Here is a 16,739-nt window from a genome sequence, read left to right on the forward strand (position 1 = left end):
CTAGGGTTGTACAAAGGCTGATTTAATTGTTTGCCCTGTTGGATCAGCGCTTCAGCCTGCTGTTGAGCGGCTTCAACACTGGGGTGTTGCTGCACAGTTTTTTGCCATTGATCGGGCAACTGTTGTGCATTGGCGTAGCTTGAACTTATTGCCAGACTTACGGCAACAAACAAGCGTTTGCTATGTGTCGAAAACGGACCCATAGATAGACTCCTCAGTCATATTACTGCGTAAAATAATGATTTTCTTGCGCTGCTAAAGCAGCTTATTAGGCAGTTATGAGGAGATAGGAGGCCGGAACAGCGGCGATGATAGAGGGTTAGTGTAAAACTCAGTATACCCAGGACGTATTGTGCCCATTCGTGGTAAAGCGAGAGTTTTTTCAGCCTTCATGGCATATAAATGAAATGAACCATGGCAGTGACAGCAGTGATGGCAGTCAAAGCTGATTTCTCCACTTTTAGGGAGATTGCGCTTATCGATGTGGGATTCGTCATGCTCAAAATTGAGGTGTTGCTCAGAAGAGGACTGGTGAGATTGATGCACATCAGCAACCGCCTGACTGATTTGAGTCAGAACAGCAACAAGCACCAGTATTAAAAATCCTAGTCTAAGCATCATTACCTACAGTTCTAAATAAGCAGCTTAACGGTACATTAATTAAAAATAGTTTTCAACTAGTGGCGATTCACACAAATACTTCTGCTGTATACCTATGCACGAATCAAGAGCTTCAGGTAGAAGCGCGAGAAGAAGGTTTTGATTTTATATTTGGTACCGATGTGGCAAATAATGAATTGAGTTTTTTATTCGAGTCAAAATTCGAGCCTTACCAAGAATATTCAAGGACAGACATTAAAGGAATTGATCTCGTACTAAAACTCGGTGACTCATTTATTCGAGCCTTGGAAGTTAAGCTTACAGTTATTCCGGACAATACCACTGCAAACGACAGAGAGTCTGACTGGGGTACCGAGTTGGTGATTAGACCTGCAAGTACTTCTTACGCCGCGCTAGGTATTTTTGATTCGATAAAACCATTTAGAGCGAGACTAAAGGAAATCTTAGAGCCTACCTGTTCGACAATTCAACATTGGGATAATACTGTTGAAATGTTGAGTAAAAGGGAGGAAATCATTGGGTGTTTAAATAAAATATTTACAGAGTTTAAAGACTACCAAAAACCTTTTTTATTACATCCAATATGGAAGACATTGGGTAAGTCACCGATTATTGATAAGGGTAATGCATATGATATTTTTGTTTGGAGCGACTTTGCTATTTGCCGTACCTTTATTGATTGCGCATCAAGAGAGCGAGATGTGGGGAAAGTTACAAGGCTTTATAGATCAACGCTAAGGCTTGCAAGGATTCTTTACGAACTAACACAAACAGATAAGGTAAATATTCATAATATTTATACTCAAATGGCTTTCAACCTGCAGACTGACAAAGAATTTGCTCTGAATGGTAAAATGACTCGTAGATTTATGAATCATCCTCGACGTTATAATCCAATTATGAAATTATCTAGCATCACAAATGTGATTATGAATGGCGGGCACAAAGAGTTAAGTCCAGAACGTCGTTTTGATCAAAGCTTGTATTATACAGCACAGGAATTATTTAAAGACGATGCTTAAAATTGAATATTGTTGTTTATGCTTAAGAGAAAACGACAGAATTTGCTTCCTAAATTGATTAAGAGCAAGAATGTTGTGCGAAGGTCATGAAACTTGGAGGCAAAACCTTAACAAGTCACAATTTTGGCACAGAATCGGCACAAAAGCCTCAAAGTTAGTACTTGCTATCAATGTCAGGCTATAGAATTATGGCGCACCCGACAGGAGTCGAACCTGTGACCTCTGCCTCCGGAGGGCAGCGCTCTATCCAGCTGAGCTACGGGTGCGCATTTAGCATGAAAAGCATTCAATGCGGGGGCTTGCGTGCAAGCAGGCGGGAATTCTAGGGAAAAACGGTCGTATTGTCTACCCACTTCATCGATTAATCACTTGTTTTCAGGCGCGCTGTGGGGCATGTTTAGCCCAGTTTCGTGTGACTTGAGGAAGTAAACATGAGTATGAAAAAGAGTGTTTTAGCATTAACTTTGGGAACCTTGCTGACTGCGGGCGTGGCTTTGCAGAATGAGGCATTGGCGCAAGCGTCGTTCAATGATTACGTACAGACGCAGCATAAATTTGAGCATCAACATATGAATGACGTTGATGTCTTGGTGTTATTGGTGGCGGAAAATGAAGATGGCAGTATCGCTTTGCCGCAAATGTGGGATGCTGACACGCGTGCGATGATTGCTAACGCGCTGGAGTTAGAGGAATTCACCGGCAAACAAGGGCAGCAGGTGGAGCTTTTGGCGTTACCCAACTTTTATGCGAAGCGTTTGTGGGTGGTCGGTACTGGCAGTGAGCTTGCCCGCGCTGATGCTGAAAAGTTGGGTGCCAGCCTCGCAGCGCAGCTCAACGATAAGGCCGAGACGGTGGTGGTGCATGCTAAAGGTTTGAGCGACACGCAAATCGCGGCGATGGCGCACGGCATGGACTTACGCAACTATCGTTTTGACAAGTACAAGAGTGAGCCAGCACCACGTCCAGATTACACCGTACATTGGCATGGCGATGACGGAGATGCGGCTGCTGCAGCCTACGCGCAAACGCAACCGCTCGCGCACGGCGTGTTTGTGGCGCGCGACATCATTAACTTGCCGGGCAGCGACGGCTATCCGCAGGCGATTGCTGAACTAGCGCAAGAGGCTGTGAGTGGTTACGACGACATCAAAGCGACGGTCTATACACCTGAGCAGGTCAAAGAAATGGGGATGGGTGCGCTTTATGGCGTCAGCCAAGGCAGTCAGCATAAAGCCTATTTGTTGGTTGTTGAATATTCAGGCGGCGGCGATGAGGCTCCGATTGCGCTGGTGGGCAAGGGCAACACCTTTGACACCGGCGGCTACAACTTAAAAACCTCAGGCAGCTCCATTGCCCGTATGCAGACCGATAAAGCTGGCGGTGCGGCGGTATTGGGTGCGGTGATGGCATTGGCGGGTAAGGATGCACCGATAAATGTGGCCGGCGTGGTACCGCTGTCGCACAATTTGATCTCTGGCAGTGCTACCTTGCCGGGTGATGTGTTGATTGCGGGTGACGGCACGCGTATTGAAGTCGTCAACACAGATGCCGAAGGACGTCTGATTCTGGCGGACGGCATTTGGTATGCACGCGATAAGCTAAACGCTCGTGCTATTGCAGATATCGCCACCTTGACCGGTTCTAAAGTTGGCGCGGTTGGCACAGACTATTCGGCGGTGTTCTCGGATCATGAAGATCTGCTGGCAGCCATGAAAACTGCCGGAGAAGAGACCGGTGAACTGGTGTGGCAATTACCGCTAGGACCATACGACGGCATCATCGATAGCTGGCTTGCTGATGTGCAAAACGTCGGTTCACCAGGAGCGCAAGCGGGTGCACGTTTCTTACAACACTTTGCCAAAGATACGCCGTGGATCCACATCGATATGGCCGGTAATGCGTATGGCACCGGCGCGAATGGTATTCATCCGGCCGGTGGCAATGGTTACGGTGTGCGCCTACTCGCTGAATGGGTTGAAAACTACAACGCAGCTGGCAACTAACCTAATTATGGTTAGACTTATGGCTCGACGCGTTCGAGCTGTAAGTTATGAAAATCAAAGCTGAAATCGGTAAAAGGTGCGATAGCTTCAAGCGTCGCGCCTTTTATTTTGTTCGCGCGATCGACGTTAAAATCGATAAAGGCATCGGCTTCGAGTAGCGGCTCGTTCCAGCGCACCACAAAGGTATCGCCGTTGTAGTGTTCGAGGCGGCCTTTGAGTAACTCGGTGTGGGTGAAGCTAATCAGTAGCTCATCTTCCTCGAGCGCTACGATGACATCGCCATACCAAGCGTCGCGATAGGTACCTGCGTAATTTGGCAGTTCGAGGGCAGGGCGCTTATGCGCAGGCTGCGCCAAGGCGAAATCAGCTTTTTCCTGCATCGATTTGCGATAATCAGCTTGTTGTTCGGTCACCCAATCGCGATCGGGGAGCTCCAGCAAGTCTTCGAGGGCTTCTTCGGTAATCGCTGTCAGGCCGCCAAAGGCTTGCTGATTACTCAGCACCACCATGCCAAATTCATGTTCGGGAATTAGTGTGGTCAACGACAACATGCCAAGAATGCCGCCGCTGTGCGAGACGTGCTTCACGCCATGATAGTCTTTGACAAACCAACCGAGTCCGACACCGCGAAATTGTGTCGCTGGATTGCCATTCGCGGCAAGCGGTGTAGTGACGTTCCACATGGTGTTCTGTGAAGCTTCGCTAAACAGTTGTTCGCCGCTTGGGCTGGTGCCTTCGTTAAGTTGCGTGAGTAACCACTTACTTAAATCGTTAACACTGCTCGCCATAGCGCCTGCAGAGCTGAAGTCCTCTAAAAAGTCGAGTGGGAATCGCTTCAGCTCGCCGTCGTATTCAATGGTGCCGACCGCCACATTGTCATAACCTTCGGCAATGTTCGAGAAACCTACTGCGGTATTTTGCATTTGTAGCGGCTTTAAGAAGGTCTGTTCAATGTATTGGGCGTAAGGCATGCCACTCACGCGGGCAATAATTTCGCCAGCCATCACAAACATGAGGTTGTTGTAGGCAAAACCTTGGCGTAAATCACGTTGCACTGGCACATGGGCGAGACCTTCGATGAGATCGGCGGTGGTTTTATCGGTGTTAGGCCAAATCATCAGGTCGCCAGCGCCAAGGCCTAATCCCGAGCGGTGACTCAGCATGTCGCGAATGGTGAGTTCAGCAGTAATGTTTGGATCGGCCAAGCGGAGTTCCGGTAGGTGTTCGATCGCTTTGTCATCCCAGCTGAGTTTGCCTTGCTCGACCAAGGTGGCGATGGCTGCGGCGGTGAATGCTTTGGTGTTCGAGGCAATACCGAACAAGGTATCGGCAGTCACCGGTTCATCAGTAGCGATGTCGCGCACGCCAAAACCTTCGGCCAAAATGACTTCGCCACGGTGTACGGCAACAACCGCAACTCCTGGAATATTAAGCGCTTTTAGGGTGTTATTGGCGGTTTCGCGGATTTTGTCCGCACTGACATCGGCCGCAAGCCCTTGTGCGCTGTAGGCTGGCGCCGCCAGCAACAGCGCAAAGAGGGCTGCCCTTCCTTTGTAAGTTTTTGTTTTCATTGGGAGTTCCATTTTGCTGTTGGGGCTTGTTAGCCGAAGACTAGGCGGTTGCGGCCGCTGGCTTTGGCATCGTAAAGGGCGGTATCGGCAGCATTGAGTAACTCGGCGAGTTCGCGGCGGCTGTTGCTGCTATAGATGATGCCGATACTTACCGTTAGTTTGATTTTCTGACCCGCCACTTCGAATTTCTCTTGCTCAACTTGCTGGCAGATCTGCATGCCCAGTAACTCGGCTTGATTGTGATCGGCGTTGGGCATGGCCACCGCAAACTCTTCACCACCAACACGAGCGGCTACGTCTTGCTCACGCAAGTGTTCGCGAATGATATCGGCGATGCGCTTTAAACAGGCATCACCGGCCGCGTGGCCGTAGCGGTCGTTAATGGCTTTAAAGTAATCCACATCAATCATCAGTACTGCAAAGGGTTTGCGTAGTAAGCGGTTCTTCGCTAACAACAAACTGCTGCGCTCCCAAAACGCGCGGCGGTTGTACATCTTGGTCAGGTCATCGAAGTTCGCTAATTCGAGCAGCCGCTGTTCGCTCAGTGAAAAAGCAAAGACTGGGAACAACATGGCGGTGCCGGTGGTTAGGTACAAATGCGTCATCAGCATCAAGTTCAGAATCGGCTCGATCATGGCTATTTTAGCGGCCGAAAGGTTCTGAAACAGCATGCCAGCCATACCCAGCATCAAGCCACCGTGGACCAAAAATAGCAAAAACAACACAGCCTTGGTCAGTGCTGGTGCTTGTCGAATCGTTAAGATATAAACGGCGGCAAATAAGTAAACTGACGCACACACGACCGAAGTAAAGGTTTGTGCATGAATGGGTGCATGGTAAAGCAAGACCAACGGCAGGGCGGTGTAGCTAATGACTAAAGCGACTAACTTTAACGAAACGGGCGCTTGTTGTTGATATTGGCGCAGGCCGTGCAGCGCCAACAACGGCGACAGTACAATCAAAACGTCGGCAGTGAAGATCGTTAGCCACGGTTGGTCAATATAAACGCGTAAACTCGCCGCCACGGCGGCTAAAGCAAAGACAAAGCATGCGCATGCCCAGGTAAGAAAACTTTTCTGAGTCCGTCGCACTTGATAAATGACCAGCATCAATATGCCGAGCAGCACATTGAGACCAACCGCGGTGACGACGAGAGTGGGTAAATGCAGTTCCACAGCGCACAAGCTCTTTGTTGTTGTTATCTTTTGTCAGAATAGCCCGTTACGCCACATTTCACCAGTGGCGTTTTTTATAGCCGGCAAGGCCGTAGTAGCCGATCACGGCGTAGCCAACGAGTAGCAGTGCATAGCTGCTTTTCGGATCAAAACTTTGGGCGAGGGCGCCATACACCAGCGGCAAAATGGCGCCACCGGCAATGCCCATAATCAAGATAGCCGAGCCGCGTGCGGTAAACTTGCCGAGGTCGGCTAATGCGAGCGGCCAAATCGCTGGCCACACCATGGCATTGGCGAAACCTAATAGCGCAAGAAACGCGATGGCGTCGGGAACTACCGGGATACCGCTCCAGCCCCATAAGACCGAGGCGATAACGGTACTCTGTTCGGATGAGACCAATAACAAACCGCTGAAGATCAAGCCTAACAAAGCAGAACCGGTAAGCGCGCCTTGTTGACTTAACACGCGTGGAATCAGCACTAGGCCCAACACATAACCGATAACCATGGCAACCATCACGTACGAGGTCAGCGTGCTGTAATTAGCTAAGCCGAGGCGAGAACCATACAAACCAATAGTATCGCCGGCAAGGACTTCGACGCCCACGTAGAAGAATAGGGCGATAGCACCGAGCACCAGCTGTGGGTATTTCAACACCGACTCATGCACTGGTGCGTCAGAGGGAGCTTCTTCTTTGATATGGGGTAAGCGCACCAAATAAAACGCAAAGGCCAGCACGAACATGGCAATACCCATGCCAACGTATGGTGGAATGACTGCGGCGGCCATTAAACTGACTTGCTCGGCGCGCTCAGCAGCTGCGAGTTCCGCCATTGATGCGGCGCTGACATTGGGAAAATCTGCCAGTACCAACCAAGTAAAGAAGATCGGCGCGATAACGCCAGCAGCTTTGTTCAAAATGCCCATAATGGCGATGCGCGCGGCCGCAGACTCTTGTGGACCAATGCGCACAATATAAGGATTCGACGCAGTTTGCAGAATGGTCAAACCCGAACCGACGATAAACTGCGCCAACAGAAAGACGGCAAAAGTTTGGTAGGTCGCCGCCGGTATGTAAAGCAAGCAGCCGATACCGATAACCGCTAAGCCCACCGACATGCCGTTTTTGTAACCGGTGCGCTCGAGTAACCACGCCATTGGCAGTGCCATCACCACATAGGCGATGTAAAAGCAGAAGGCAATTAGCATGGCTTGCAGTTCGTTCAAATCAGAAATGATTTGTAAAAACGGAATCAAGGCGCCGTTCAGCCAGGTCACAAAGCCAAAGATAAAAAACAGTAAACCAATTGCCAGCATCGGGATTAAGGTTGGCATGCGTGAACATCCTTATGCAGTGGTTCGCCCTGTTGCCATAGCTGAACCAGATTCAAGTCGTTGTCGAGCAGGACCATGTCGGCGTGGCAACCTACGCTTAATCGTCCATAGGTGTCGAGGCCAAGCATCGCGGCCGGAGTGGCGCTGGCCATAATTGCGGCATCTTGCAGCGTCACGCCGCACATCTGCACGGTATTGCGTACCGCTTCCACCATGGTCAAGCAGGAGCCAGCGAGGGTGCCATCAGGGGTGGTCAGCTTGTCGCCGTCGCGAATGATTTCGGTATCAAAAAAGGGCACCTGCTGTGCATCGGTAGCGGCTAAAGCCATGGCGTCGGTCACCAGCATCATTTGCTCGCGACCTTTGGCGCGAAACGCGACTTGGCACGCTTGCGGGTCAACATGATAGCCGTCGACGATCAAACCGGCGTAACAGTCGCGGGCCAGTGCGACACCGACCATACCTGGTGCGCGAGACTGCAACGGTGACATCGCATTATATAAGTGGGTAAAACCAATGGCGCCGGCGTCTAGTGCGGTATTCACCTGTGCAGCGGTGGCATCAGAATGGCCTAAAAACACCCGAATACCAGCATCGGTCAGTTGTTGAATTACTTCAGATCCAACGGTTTCAGGGGCTAGAGTGACCATCACCACGCCTAGCTCCGCATCGCTGATCAACGCCAGCTCTTCTGCTGTTGGTGGACGAATGAATTGTTCACTGTGCACGCCTTTGCGGGCGGTGCTTAACCATGGGCCTTCAAAATGCACGCCAATAATCCCGGTTACGCCTGCAGCGCGCGCGGCTTTTATTGCGGTAGCAGCATCGGCCATGGCGGCAAAACTATCGGTAATTAAGGTTGGCAGCATGGCGGTGGTGCCATGCGCGCGATGCGCACGCATAATGTGCGCAAGACCCGCAGCATCGCGTTGTTGATTAAAGAGCACACCGCCACCGCCATTGACTTGTACGTCAATAAACCCCGGCACCAACCAGCCTTGGTAGACAGGTAAATCGTGCTGCGCTGGGGCATCCTCGATCACGGTTAAGCGCCCGTCGGTGAACGCGATTTGTTGATTTTGACGCCAGCCTTGCGGCGTTAAAACATTCTCACAAACAAACATTAGCGTGTTTCCGTCACTTTTTTCAGCCCTGGCGGGGCGTCGGGATTGAGACCTTGCTGCACCGCAAGCTGCTCGAGTGCCTGATAAAATTGCTGCATCAGCGCGATGGGTTGCAGCCGTCGGTGCAACACGCCAGCCGCTAGAAACGGCACAACATGTGCGCCACGCGCCTCAACGTCGGCGATCTGTGCTTGATGATAGACTGCGCCTTCATCATCGATCTGGCAATTGACTACCGTCAAGTGCTGTTCCACCAACGTCACTGGGCCGTGCAAGAACTCAGCACTACTGAAGGCCTCAGCCTGAATGCTGAGCACTTCTTTTAGTTTCAGCGCCATTTCGCGGGCAATGGCATAACCAAAACCGCGACCGAGCACCACGCACTGCTTTAACTGTTGAAAGTCGGCTAATGCGAAAGCTTGTGCGGGGGTATTTTGCAATTGCTGGGGTAATTCTTGCAAGGCTTGTTGCAAGTCAGCATTGTCTTGCCAAGCGGCGACTAGCGAAACCAGCGCTACCAGACTGGCGATATAGCTTTTGGTGGCGGCGACTGCCAATTCCGGACCGGCATGCAGCGGTAGTACATCATCCGCCATTGCTGCTAAGGGAGAATCAACGTTATTCACTAAGGCGAGCACGCGCGCACCGCCAGCTTTTGCGCGCTCGGCTTGCGCCACAATGTCGGGACTTTTGCCCGATTGCGAAATACAGATGGCGAGCATGCCGTCCAAGCGCAAAGTTTGCCCATAAACACTGGCTATCGAAGGAGCCGCGGCCATCACTGGCGCGCCGCATTCAACTTCAATTAAATACTTAGCGAATACGCCGGCGTGGTCTGAAGTACCGCGACCAATCATCATCACCGCGCGCGGTGGCTGTGCACGTAACTCGGCACCAAGGCGCTGCAAGCAAGCCGCATTGTGCGTTAATTGTTGCCGAATCACTGTTGGGATTTCAGCAGTTTCACGGGCCATCAGAGAGCTCATTTAGAATCTCCTGTAGCAAATGAGCCACCGCTTTCACGGCCGCAAAATAATGCGATTGCACCCCATTCGGGACCTTTTTGGGCAGTGGTGATAGCATCGCGCACATCGGCATCGAGCCATTGGCCGAGCACCCCAGCAACACCGCCGGTTAACACTAGCTGGCCTTTGCTGCGCTGCAACGCTTTGCGCGCGATATCACTCAGGTACTGACAACCTTGCTGCACTAGTGCTAGTGCCACCGGTTCGTCGGTCGCGGCGAGATCAATAATCAGCGGGCTAATTTCGCCAAACACGCCGGGTGGAGCTTGATTCAGGCGGTCGACCAGCGCAGTTGGTGTCGCGCATTGATAATGCTCACATACGGCAGCGCTCAAAGGCCCTGCGCTAACTACGTTGTCTAACGCTTCAAGCGTATAGGTTACGGCTTGTTTACCCAACCAAGCGCCACTGCCTTTATCACCGAGCAAAAATCCGTGGCCGCCGAACTGAATGACTTCGCCGTCAACCAAAGCCGCCGCGCAAGAGCCGGTACCGACAATCAACACCGCGCCGTTAGCGCCAGCATGCGCGCCGAATAGTGCGGTGTGGAGGTCTGAAGCAAAGTGGAAGGCGGCAAATGGATGATACCAAGCGCGCAATTCTGCTGCCGCTGACGGCAAATTGGCCCCAGCGAAGCCACCACAAACCACCACTTCACTTAAAACTTGTGCGTCGAGCCCCGCGTTGGCGACCGCTAGCGTGACTGCATTGACAATTGATTGCTGCGCCGTTTCACCATGGCGCGCGATGTTGGCAGAACCGGCAACGCCAGCCCCAAGCAGCTTGCCACTGGCGTCATAGAGCTCGGCACGACACTTGGTGCCGCCACCATCGACACCGGCGTAATAAGTCGCTTGCATCAGAAATACCTTAACTTTGCTGCAAAATCATAAGAAATATACTGCCACACTTTGCCCTTTAAGTTGTAATACTTTATTCTTAGAAACAGAATAACAAGGAATTAATTAATGAAAAAATCGACAATTGCTCTGTTTTTAGTCCTTTTTCCGCTCACAGCATGCAGCCAAGCACAAACAAATGGGATCCCGCCAGCACCAGAAGGCTTGGCTTATTACGATGACATTATGGGCGCTCCTCCGCTGCTGCCGGCGAATGCCGAACCGGGTTGGCAACAATGTGCGCCAGCGGTAGCGGCTGACAGCCAAACCTATCGCACCAGTCAAGAAGTGGGAACCGATAAGGGCTGGATCGAGGCTACGGCGCACGATTGGCAGGCGCTCCCGATGAATGCTGAAGACGGCAAGATCACTGTCATTGATTTTGCTCAAAAAGACGGTCAAATGGCCTATCGCTATTTGGCTAACGCCAATACTCACGATGATTTGTATGAGCCGTGGAGCTCTTCAAAAATCATGGCATTTGCCGGCGTGATGTCACTGTTGAGTGATAATTTTGCGCAGCCCGATACCCTGATTGGTGACGTTAAGCTTGCCGACCTCATCACCAGCATCAACAGCTACGAGGCCTCGGGCAAGGCAGATGGTAATTCTAATGCGCTGGCCTACTACTTGGTCAATCTGGCGGGGCGTGATTATCTGACCGCACTTTTTCACGATGCGTGGTTGCGTATCGGTCAACCGCAAGTGATGTTTCGTGGTGCTTATGGACCGGATGCGTTCCAGCCTACAGATCTTTATTGGCGCACGCCGTCACGCCAGGTCGAAGCGCAAATTGTGTCGCGCGAAAGCGATAGTGGTTCGCGCAGCTATCGCTGCGATGACTGTGGCCTAACTGGCAACAAGCCAATGACCACGCTCGCTTCAGCTGAATTCCTCAAACGCCTTGCCGCACACAAACGCGATCGGCTCACGCAAATGCCGGGCCTCTCTGATGACGCGGTGCAAATGTTGTTCTACGGACTCGGACATAGCGAGAACAGCGCAAATGCGGGCGGCATGATGGCCGGCGCAAGCCTCACGCCGCATCGGGCGATTGCTGCGGCGTTGCAACACGAATTTCCAGAACTACAGGGGCTCAGCGTGCAGCAGACGTTGGACCAAGCCACCAATGGCAATTGGCGTATTTTCCACAAACTCGGCGCAGGACCCAGTGAAACACGCGGAGCCAGCGAAGTGGTCGCACTGGCACATATTTGTTTGCCGTTGGCCACGGGCACCAAAGAGTTTACCTTTGCCGCCCAAGCCAGTGTCGACGACAATAGCTACGATCATGTCGGCGTAGCCGGTGCCAAACTCGAGCGTTTGATTGAAAACGCGGTACGCGAACTTATTCAACCTTAAGAAGAACCATTATGCTTGATCAGTATTCGCTTGCCGATGTCTTCGTCTTCGTCGCCTATGGTCTGCTTTTGTTGGGCAGTGGTTGGCTCTTCAACCGCAAAAACAACTCAACCCAAGACTACTTTTTGGGTGGCAATAAAATGCCCATGTGGGTGGTTGCTATTTCGGTACTGGCGACTTCACAGTCAGCCGCCACCTTTTTAGGCGGACCGGATCAAGGCTATCGCAGTGATTTAACCTATCTCGCAAGCAATATCGGTGCTTTCATTGCCGTCGCTTTCGTGGCGATGTTTTTGATCCCGAAATTTTATCAGTATCGCGTTTATACCGTCTATGAACTGCTAGAGCGACGCTTTGGTGCAGGCGCTAAGCGTCAGGCTGGGATGATGTACCTATTCGGTCGCGTCTTTGCGAGTGGCGCACGACTGTATATGGCCGCACTTGCGGTCGCTATGATCTTATTTGGCGACATCGCTGCCAGTAGCGTCATTACGGCGACTTTGATTATTACTCTCGCGGGCCTTTTATATACCGTAGTCGGCGGTATTCGTTCGGTGATCTATTCTGATGTATTGCAAGCCGTTATCTATGTCGGTGCTGCGATTGCCGTTATTGCCGTGCTTTACAATGCGATCCCGGCGAGTTTTGGTGAAATCGTGCAAGCACTGCAACAGCCGGAGCCGGGTGCAGATTCCAAGCTAAAGTTGATTGATACCGAACTCGACTTCAGCAGTGGTGGGGTATTCAACCTGTGGTCAGTGCTCACCGGTTTTGTGCTGTTGAATATTGCCGCCTTTGGTCTTGACCAAGACATGACGCAGCGGGTGTTGACCTGTAAGGATGCCAAAGAGGGTAGCAAAGCGATGTTGTGGTCAGTCGTCATGGTAATTCCGGTCATGCTGCTGTTCATTGTGATTGGCTTATTGCTCTATATCTACTACCAACGTCCCGACATTATGGCCTCTGGATTGAGCGATGGACCAGTACCAACTTTTGCCGGTGAAGCGGTGACTATCTTTATGTACTACGTGCTCACCGAAATCCCAGCTGGCGTCCGTGGTCTTGTGACCATAGGGATTATTGCAGCCGCCTTATCGACGCTCAATTCCGGCCTTAACTCGATGTCCAGCGTATTGATTCAAGACATTTATCGGCCGTGGAAGCGCGCTCGCAACGCGCACCTTGATGAACAGCATTTTGTCCGTGCCGGACAAGCCGGTATGGCTTTGGTTGCGGCAGCCTTAGCGTTGATGGCGTGCCTGTGCTATTACTGGCAACAGTATACCGACACACCACTACTGCAGTTTGCCTTAAGTGTGATGGTGTTTTCCTATAGCGGTCTGCTTGGCGTGTACTTTACGACTCTATTTAGTAAGCGCGGGAGTGCGCGCTCAGTAACCTTAGCTCTAGTGGTAGGGTTTTTGGTTCCGCTCAGCATGCAGCCTTACATTGTCGATAACTTCTGGCCTGCGGCATTAGCAGCAGATATTGGCTTCACTTGGCAACTGCTGATTGGCACTACACTCTCTACTCTGATTTGCCTAAGTGGTAAAGCAAACTTGCAATCTCAACATGGAACTACAGAAACTGCATGACTATGGATCGTTCGAACACTACAGATGACTTATTGGTGCAACTAAACGCGATTGTTTCGGAAGGCCGGAATCCAAATACCATGGATATCGACTTATTGCCGACCGAGGCGATTTTGCGCCGCATCAACCGGGAAGATGCACAAGTTGCTCCGGCGGTTGCGACACAAGTGCCGATGATTGCTAAAGCAGTGGATTGCATCGTGCCGCGCCTCGCTGCTGGTGGCCGCTTATTTTACATCGGTGCTGGTACTAGTGGGCGGTTGGGGATCCTTGATGCAGTTGAATGCCGACCAACTTTCAGTGTGCCAGATGACCTAGTACAAGGCATTATTGCCGGTGGTGAGCCAGCGATTCAATTTGCCGTCGAGGGTGCCGAAGATGATCGTGAGGCAGGTGTAGCGGACGTCAAAGCCAAACAGTTGAGTGCACAAGACGTTTTGGTGGGACTGTCGGCGAGTGGCCGCACACCCTATGTGGTTGCTGCATTGGAATATGCCAACAGCATTGGCTGTCCCACGGTTGCCGTTACCTGTAATCCAGACTCAGCGATGATGCAAGTGGCGAACATGGGCATTTGCCCTGTCGTTGGCCCTGAAGCCTTGACTGGGTCGACCCGATTAAAGTCGGGAACCGCGCAAAAATTAGTGCTCAATATGCTCAGTACCGCCAGTATGATTCGCCTGGGTAAGACCTATGAAAACTTAATGGTCGATGTGAATGCCTCGAACGAAAAGCTCCGCGCGCGTGCTATCCGTATTGTGATGCAAGCCACTGATTGCAGTCGCGAACAGGCGGAACAAGCGCTCAAAGCTGCGGACAATAGCGCAAAATTAGCGATTCTGATGATCCTAACCGCAACAGATGCGGCGACCGCCCGCGGCTTACTCGAAAGCAACGCAGGTTTCTTACGTCAAGCCGCAGAGCAAGCAAGCGGCAAGGAGTCAACTGATGCGTAAACTCATGATGTTCATGGTAGCGGCGTTGTGGTGGATACCGGCACAAGCGACCGTGGTCGCGGCCGACCGTCCAGCTGAATATTTACCCTTGCTCGCCGACAAAAATGTCGCCTTGGTGGTAAACCAAACCTCGCGCGTCGGCGATCAACACTTGGTCGATTTTCTGCTCGAAAATGACGTGAATGTGGTCAAGGTATTGGCGCCCGAGCATGGCTTCCGCGGCGATGCAGGTGCCGGTGAAACTATCAGTGACGCGGTTGACACCCGTACCGGCTTACCCATCTTGTCGATTTACGGTAAAACCAAAAAGCCCAGCGCTGAAATGCTCGCTGGCGTAGACACTATCATTTTTGATATCCAAGACGTCGGTGCGCGTTTTTATACCTACATCAGCACCATGCATTACGTCATGGAAGCCGCCGCTGAGCAGGGACTGGCAATGATTGTTCTTGACCGGCCCAATCCAAATGGCGCTTACGTTGACGGTCCAGTGCTCGATCTCGAATTTCAATCTTTCGTCGGCATGCATGAAATCCCTTTGCTGCACGGCATGACGGTCGGGGAGTTGGCGTTGATGATCAAGGGCGAAGGCTGGATTAAGGCTGCCGATGAGCTGGCTTTAACAGTGGTTCCGGTCAGTGACTATCAACGTGATGAAGCCTATGCGCTGCCCATCGCGCCAAGTCCGAACTTACCGAATGCGCAGGCCATTCAGTTGTATCCTTCGCTGTGTTTGTTCGAAGCGACGGCGGTCAGTATTGGCCGCGGTACAGAGTTCCCGTTTCAGGTGATGGGTCATGACGAAGTGCCCTTGGGTGAATTTAGTTTCACGCCACGTAGCTTGCCACAAAGTGCGCCAACCCCGAAACTACAAGATCAACAGCTGTATGGTGTCGATTTACGCAAAAGTGAAGTCCGCGGCTTTGACTTGAGTTTGCTTCTTGAAGCGCATCAAGCCTTTAAAGAAGCGGGTGTGACGTTTTTTACCGCGCCCGACTTCATGGATAAGCTCAGTGGTACCGATAAGTTGCGCAAAGCCATTGAAGCAGGGCAGAGCGAAGCCGAAATTCGCGCCAGTTGGCAACCCGCTTTGACCCAGTTTAAGCAGCGTCGCGCGCCATACTTATTGTATCCGTAATGAGTTAGCTAGCGCGCATGCGTTGAAAAGCTTTGTTGGTGCGTGCCAGAATGCCGCGACCGTTTTCTGAGGCTTGAATCAGCGCAATAAACAGTAAATCGATGACTAAGTTTTGCGCAGTACGGGCGTGGATAGATGACAAGCGGGTGGACTCGCTCTCAGCTACCGAATAAAGCTTGATATCGGCCAGTTGATTGATCGGTGTTTTGCCGTAGCGAGTAATGGAAATTACCGAGCTTTGATGGCGTTGTGCCTCTTTCACCACGCGCGCGACCTCAAGGGTGCTACCCGATTCGCTAATGGCAATGACGACATCGTGCGCGTCGAGGGTTGCTGCCAGTGCTAATTGCACATGGCTATCGGTGTCATTCACCGCTTGTAAGCCGAGTTTCTGTAATTTGTAGCACAGGTCGCGACAGACAATCGCCGAGCCGCCAACGCCGCTGATTAAAATGCGTTTGGCACCTAAAACTTTATTGACGGCGGCGGTAAAGGCTTCTTTTTCGTTGAGGTTGCGGGTTTCGGTGAGCACGTTAATTTTGCCGGCTAACAGTTTATCGGCCATATCGTTAAATTCGTCATCGACGGTGATTTCGCCATGTAATCGACTATTGTTCTGCGCTTTTTTATTGATGGCATCAACCACGGACAATTTAAAAGCTGGATAGCCTTTGTAACCTAGTTTTTGCGCGAATTTCACCACGCTAGATTGACTGACGCCGACGGTCTTGGCTAACTGCGACGACGACAGTTCGCGCATCGCCGTGGGTGATGAAAGGGTAAAAGCCGCGAGTTTTGCTTCGCTGGCAGATAAGGTATTTTGAATCGCTTTGATTTTGGCGAATGCTGACATAAGCCCTTCCTTTGGGAATTATTTATTCTGAATATATACCCATCGGCAGGAATATCAAC

Annotated in this window: 14 protein-coding genes, 1 tRNA gene and 1 pseudogene; 7 read left to right on the plus strand and 9 right to left on the minus strand. The window is 51.4% G+C overall.

What is annotated here, in order from left to right:
* A pseudogene (locus IDAT_RS11315) lies at positions 1–203 on the minus strand (TolC family protein); the annotation flags it as partial.
* A 211-nt stretch (positions 204–414) separates the two neighbouring features.
* Between IDAT_RS11315 and IDAT_RS11320 the strand changes: the two are divergent.
* The gene (locus tag IDAT_RS11320; RefSeq protein WP_034733748.1) at positions 415–600 is read left to right on the plus strand and encodes a hypothetical protein; all 186 of its coding nucleotides are present in this window, start codon (positions 415–417) and stop codon (positions 598–600) included.
* A gap of 80 nt (positions 601–680) precedes the next feature.
* Positions 681–1,643, plus strand: a complete 963-nt coding sequence (locus IDAT_RS11325) for a HindVP family restriction endonuclease (protein WP_157980884.1) — start codon at positions 681–683, stop codon at positions 1,641–1,643.
* Between the two features lie 189 nt (positions 1,644–1,832).
* Here the strand turns inward: IDAT_RS11325 and IDAT_RS11330 are convergent.
* Positions 1,833–1,909: transfer RNA gene (locus IDAT_RS11330), tRNA-Arg, on the minus strand.
* A gap of 165 nt (positions 1,910–2,074) precedes the next feature.
* On the opposite strand from IDAT_RS11330, the gene IDAT_RS11335 reads away from it, so the two are divergent.
* Entirely contained in the window at positions 2,075–3,646 is a 1,572-nt protein-coding gene (locus IDAT_RS11335) for a leucyl aminopeptidase family protein (protein ID WP_034733750.1), read from the plus strand.
* 17 nt (positions 3,647–3,663) lie between these two features.
* Here IDAT_RS11335 and IDAT_RS11340 read toward each other — a convergent pair whose 3' ends face one another.
* From IDAT_RS11340 to IDAT_RS11365, 6 genes are read right to left on the minus strand one after another with little or no spacing between them, the layout of a single operon-like run.
* On the minus strand, positions 3,664–5,217 hold the full coding sequence (locus IDAT_RS11340) for a serine hydrolase (protein WP_034733752.1): 1,554 nt from the start codon (positions 5,215–5,217) through the stop codon (positions 3,664–3,666).
* A 29-nt stretch (positions 5,218–5,246) separates the two neighbouring features.
* Complete coding sequence (locus IDAT_RS11345) at positions 5,247–6,392, minus strand: GGDEF domain-containing protein (RefSeq protein ID WP_034733755.1); 1,146 nt, start codon at positions 6,390–6,392, stop codon at positions 5,247–5,249.
* 58 nt (positions 6,393–6,450) lie between these two features.
* The gene (locus tag IDAT_RS11350; RefSeq protein ID WP_034733757.1) at positions 6,451–7,728 is read right to left on the minus strand and encodes a sugar MFS transporter; all 1,278 of its coding nucleotides are present in this window, start codon (positions 7,726–7,728) and stop codon (positions 6,451–6,453) included.
* Complete coding sequence (gene nagA, locus IDAT_RS11355; RefSeq protein WP_034733760.1) at positions 7,716–8,852, minus strand: N-acetylglucosamine-6-phosphate deacetylase; 1,137 nt, start codon at positions 8,850–8,852, stop codon at positions 7,716–7,718. Before nagA ends, IDAT_RS11350 begins: the two co-directional genes overlap by 13 nt.
* Complete coding sequence (gene nagB-II / locus IDAT_RS11360) at positions 8,852–9,838, minus strand: glucosamine-6-phosphate deaminase NagB-II (RefSeq protein ID WP_034733762.1); 987 nt, start codon at positions 9,836–9,838, stop codon at positions 8,852–8,854. The genes nagA and nagB-II overlap by 1 nt, the downstream gene beginning before the upstream one ends.
* Positions 9,835–10,737 (minus strand): glucosamine kinase nucleotide-binding domain-containing protein, encoded by a 903-nt coding sequence (locus IDAT_RS11365; RefSeq protein ID WP_051986767.1) that lies wholly within the window; start codon positions 10,735–10,737, stop codon positions 9,835–9,837. The genes nagB-II and IDAT_RS11365 overlap by 4 nt, the downstream gene beginning before the upstream one ends.
* Before the next feature lie 108 nt (positions 10,738–10,845).
* Here IDAT_RS11365 and IDAT_RS11370 point away from each other — a divergent pair, with 108 nt between their 5' ends.
* The 4 genes from IDAT_RS11370 to IDAT_RS11385 are packed head-to-tail and all read left to right on the plus strand — an operon-like array spanning position 10,846 to position 15,827.
* Positions 10,846–12,138, plus strand: coding sequence for a hypothetical protein (locus IDAT_RS11370; RefSeq protein WP_034733764.1), 1,293 nt, complete (start codon positions 10,846–10,848; stop codon positions 12,136–12,138).
* 11 nt (positions 12,139–12,149) lie between these two features.
* The gene (locus tag IDAT_RS11375; RefSeq protein ID WP_034733767.1) at positions 12,150–13,733 is read left to right on the plus strand and encodes a sodium:solute symporter; all 1,584 of its coding nucleotides are present in this window, start codon (positions 12,150–12,152) and stop codon (positions 13,731–13,733) included.
* Positions 13,730–14,689, plus strand: coding sequence for an N-acetylmuramic acid 6-phosphate etherase (murQ, locus tag IDAT_RS11380; RefSeq protein ID WP_034733769.1), 960 nt, complete (start codon positions 13,730–13,732; stop codon positions 14,687–14,689). Before IDAT_RS11375 ends, murQ begins: the two co-directional genes overlap by 4 nt.
* Complete coding sequence (locus IDAT_RS11385) at positions 14,682–15,827, plus strand: exo-beta-N-acetylmuramidase NamZ family protein (protein ID WP_034733770.1); 1,146 nt, start codon at positions 14,682–14,684, stop codon at positions 15,825–15,827. The genes murQ and IDAT_RS11385 overlap by 8 nt, the downstream gene beginning before the upstream one ends.
* Positions 15,828–15,831: 4 nt before the next feature.
* On the opposite strand, the gene IDAT_RS11390 is transcribed toward IDAT_RS11385, so the two are convergent.
* A complete protein-coding gene (locus tag IDAT_RS11390) occupies positions 15,832–16,680 on the minus strand; it encodes a MurR/RpiR family transcriptional regulator (protein ID WP_034733772.1) in 849 nt (282 codons plus the stop codon).
* Between the last annotated feature and the right edge of the window lie 59 nt (positions 16,681–16,739).

The organism is Pseudidiomarina atlantica (assembly GCF_000753735.1).
Lineage (GTDB): Bacteria > Pseudomonadota > Gammaproteobacteria > Enterobacterales > Alteromonadaceae > Pseudidiomarina > Pseudidiomarina atlantica.

Coding starts and splice junctions, on each gene's coding strand:
- IDAT_RS11375 (WP_034733767.1), top strand. CDS start 12,150: ATGCTTGATCAGTATTCGCTTGCCGATGTCTTCGTCTTCGTCGCCTAT.
- IDAT_RS11340 (WP_034733752.1), bottom strand. CDS start 5,217: ATGAAAACAAAAACTTACAAAGGAAGGGCAGCCCTCTTTGCGCTGTTG.
- IDAT_RS11350 (WP_034733757.1), bottom strand. CDS start 7,728: ATGCCAACCTTAATCCCGATGCTGGCAATTGGTTTACTGTTTTTTATC.
- IDAT_RS11390 (WP_034733772.1), bottom strand. CDS start 16,680: ATGTCAGCATTCGCCAAAATCAAAGCGATTCAAAATACCTTATCTGCC.
- IDAT_RS11320 (WP_034733748.1), top strand. CDS start 415: ATGGCAGTGACAGCAGTGATGGCAGTCAAAGCTGATTTCTCCACTTTT.
- IDAT_RS11370 (WP_034733764.1), top strand. CDS start 10,846: ATGAAAAAATCGACAATTGCTCTGTTTTTAGTCCTTTTTCCGCTCACA.
- IDAT_RS11335 (WP_034733750.1), top strand. CDS start 2,075: ATGAGTATGAAAAAGAGTGTTTTAGCATTAACTTTGGGAACCTTGCTG.
- nagA (WP_034733760.1), bottom strand. CDS start 8,852: ATGTTTGTTTGTGAGAATGTTTTAACGCCGCAAGGCTGGCGTCAAAAT.
- IDAT_RS11365 (WP_051986767.1), bottom strand. CDS start 10,737: ATGCAAGCGACTTATTACGCCGGTGTCGATGGTGGCGGCACCAAGTGT.
- murQ (WP_034733769.1), top strand. CDS start 13,730: ATGACTATGGATCGTTCGAACACTACAGATGACTTATTGGTGCAACTA.
- nagB-II (WP_034733762.1), bottom strand. CDS start 9,838: ATGAGCTCTCTGATGGCCCGTGAAACTGCTGAAATCCCAACAGTGATT.
- IDAT_RS11385 (WP_034733770.1), top strand. CDS start 14,682: ATGCGTAAACTCATGATGTTCATGGTAGCGGCGTTGTGGTGGATACCG.